This window comes from Acidithiobacillus sp. TH-A36, from assembly GCF_057473445.1.
Window position 1 is genome coordinate 1 of record NZ_JBYCKP010000239.1, and the last position, 3,014, is coordinate 3,014.

The window sequence follows — 3,014 nt, forward strand, 5'->3', positions numbered from 1 at the left end:
CCACTGTTACGCAAGGTCTTGAAAAAATGGATGAGGTCACCGTTCAAATCATTGATGACTTCCACCCCGACTGCTGGGCGGGCAAAAAGCATGGAAGCCCCACCCGCAAAGGGTTCTACATAGCAGAGGTGCCGGTTTGGTTTTGGCAATAGGGACATAATTCGTTCGGCCAGCCTACCTTTCCCACCCAGCCACGAAATAGGAGATTTCATGCCACACCCCCAGCGGACTTTTTGCCCTTACCGGGCCTTTGAGTGGGAATCTGGTCAAAAATATCCAGGATGAGCTGGAACTTTTCCCTATTCGGATACTTCCCAAGTTTATCTATCGCACGAGTTGCGATCAGGCTTCTTACATCACCCCTGGTAAAACCACAGTCTGATAATACCTTGATGACAGTCGGCAGTCGTTCCCGGAGTTTTTCCTCATCCAAGTCGCACAGATGCGGGAAATAATCTCTCGGCAAGTTCAGTTTTGGCTTACCATCACCCTCTGCTTCACGTCCCACAGGAGCAATTTCCACCTCGATTTTCGCCTCTTGCACGCGCCGCATTTTTTCTTCAATTTTTGCCGCATACAGATAATCAGGGCGTAAACTGTCATCAGCGAGGGCGTCAATTGCGTCTATCTCGGCATCGTCCGGTGTCGTCGTGGGGCCTGCGAAAGCTATTTGCTTAACACTTTTTTTCCTGCCATCTTGCAGGTCACGGTGGGCTTGTTCTTTGACCTCCCGCCGCTGCATCCTAAATGCCTCTGAGGGTATGGCTTTAACGAAAGTGTAGCCAGATGCCGTAGACTCTATTTTCGTCTGTATTTCCGCTGCTTGCAGTTCCACGTCAGCGGTGGTTTCACGCAGCTTTGGCAGCGTTGGCTTTTGAGCCCTTTCATAAATGGCCAGAGGGCATGTTGGTAAACGCTTTGAGCCATGTGTTTTTTCAAGAACATCCGCAGGTTTCCAGAAATATGAGAAAAAAATCTTTTTGATGTTTGGGTTTGGGTTCTTCTGGAAATCATGCTTTGATGCAAGTTTTTGTAAAAGAAATACAGTAATTCCTTGTTCTGCATCCTGTTTCTGGTCAATGTCCAGCTTGGCAAATTTCTGGTCATTCAGTAGTACGCGGACGGTGTGGCAGAATGCCTCGGTATAAAAATTGATCGCGGCCCGTTGGCGTGAGGAGGGGTTTTTAATCTGAAAGCCGAAAATGGCCTTACGGATCAAGCGGAAGCTGCTTTTGTCTGTCTCCCCGTACTCCAAAATGCGGGGGTCTGATGCCATGTGGTCAGGTACGAGAGCGTCGTCTGGGTCGGGGTCACCATTACTGTCACCAGATTTTGCGCTAGAGCGCGAGCTACCACCCTTCTGCCGCCGTTTTGCAGGGGCATGCGTCGGGCGATGCACAAAGGGCTGCTGCTGTTTTTCTACACGATGCGCTTTTTCATACATCATAATCGCCGCAGACCGCCCGGCGAGTATCCGCAATGCTGCGGCGTTTAGGGTCTTCCTCAGCCGCTGCATCTGCAGCCCAGCCGTTCGTTTCGCTTTAGCCCGCCACTCTGCGATTTGTGCTGCGGGGACGGCGTTCTGGGTAATAGAGATTTTTCCGTTGGAGTACAGGACGGCGGTGCTGCCATCCCCAAACTGACGCACCCCAATGATTTCTGACGTGTTTTCCATTGCGATTCTCCTGATTATCTGTTTGTACTAGCTATACCTTATAGCATAATCCATGGTGATTCACTTTGCAAGCATCCATAATGCTACTACTTAATTCGCCTCACCTCACACAGTCAGCACCTGGCGAGAAGCGTTTTTGTTATCAGCTTCCGGCGTGTGTACTATATTTATGCCCAAAGGCTTCTGCTGCTTCCACCACCCCACTCCTTCTGAATAGCCAAACTAGCAGCATGGCTGCGAAAGGTGCGATGCAGAGCCCGTCTAAAAGACCTGCACCGCCGATTCCTTGCAAAAATGAAAACCGCATGTGGTATGGCTCAGTCATCAAAAGCAAAGGCATCCAGCCGCTGTGCAATCCCTCAGCCGATGGAACACCCACCACGTCAGACAAAAGCGTCGTGAAATATGTGACACCTCCTATCTGAAGATAAGTAGCCGTGGTGCGCTTAGACAAAAAATAAGCTGGTATAACAGTGAGATAGGCATAATCTGTCAGGCCAAAAGTTGGACCAAACCCGGGCAGATTTCTGGATATACAAAAAGTCAGCATCAAACTTGCGATGCCCATGAGCACAAAGTCTTTCCAGATACCCCTAGCAAAGAACAGCGCGTAACCAGACCAAAAAACAATAGGCGCCCAGAACCCAAAAATTGTGAAACCCAGCAAGCGAACATCTGATAAATAGTGCATTTTCCTATCCCCTGTGAATGGCTGTATTACAATAGCACACTGCAGGAAGCGTTATCAGGATGCCCGTTTTTCCCACTGTGCCCCACACGACTTGCCATCCTTTGACGGCCAGAATGCCGCCCCGCAGGACTCGCACTTGATCCAGTTCTTGCCGGTCTTTGTCTTGAGGATTACCGTGGGCTTCCCGCAAGCCCCGCATTTCGGGCCAGCCTTTTTAGCCTGACCCACAGAGCCACCAGCTCGTGCTTCCCCAATTTTGATGTTGCACTGCTTCGCCACTCCCACGAGCTTTTTTACAAAATCCCGCTGTTTTTGCTCAAAAACATCTGCTGTGATTTTGCCCTCGGAAATCGCCCCGAGTGCGTCTTCCCAGCGGGCCGTTGTGACGGGATTCGTCAAAACGTCTGGTAAGGCGGTCGCCAGCGCACGGCCTCCTGGTGTAGATATGATCTGCTTCCCTTTCCTGCTGATGAACCCCCGCTTGAGCAGCGTTTCAATGATGCTGGCACGAGTAGCCTCAGTGCCAATGCCAGATGTTTCTTTCAGCTTCGCCTTGGCCTCTGGGTCTTCCACGAACTTGTGGATGTTGGACATGGCTTCAATCAGAGAGCCGTCCGTAAATCGTGCAGGCGGCTTTGTCTGACGGGA

Annotated in this window: 4 protein-coding genes; all 4 read right to left on the minus strand. The window is 50.7% G+C overall.

Annotated features, from left to right (window positions below; translation table 11 throughout):
• A partial coding sequence (locus AC2VLY_RS06320) for a DNA adenine methylase (protein WP_486894362.1) occupies window positions 1–212 on the minus strand: 212 nt, incomplete at its 3' end.
• A complete protein-coding gene (locus AC2VLY_RS06325; protein ID WP_486894364.1) occupies window positions 209–1,675 on the minus strand; it encodes a hypothetical protein in 1,467 nt (488 codons plus the stop codon). The genes AC2VLY_RS06320 and AC2VLY_RS06325, both read right to left, overlap by 4 nt.
• A 142-nt stretch (window positions 1,676–1,817) precedes the next feature.
• Entirely contained in the window at window positions 1,818–2,366 is a 549-nt protein-coding gene (locus AC2VLY_RS06330) for a hypothetical protein (protein ID WP_486894365.1), read from the minus strand.
• 54 nt (window positions 2,367–2,420) lie between these two features.
• On the minus strand, window positions 2,421–3,014 hold a 594-nt coding region (locus AC2VLY_RS06335; protein ID WP_486921948.1), incomplete at its 5' end, for a DNA topoisomerase.

Coding starts and splice junctions, on each gene's coding strand:
- AC2VLY_RS06325 (WP_486894364.1), bottom strand. CDS start 1,675: ATGGAAAACACGTCAGAAATCATTGGGGTGCGTCAGTTTGGGGATGGC.
- AC2VLY_RS06330 (WP_486894365.1), bottom strand. CDS start 2,366: ATGCACTATTTATCAGATGTTCGCTTGCTGGGTTTCACAATTTTTGGG.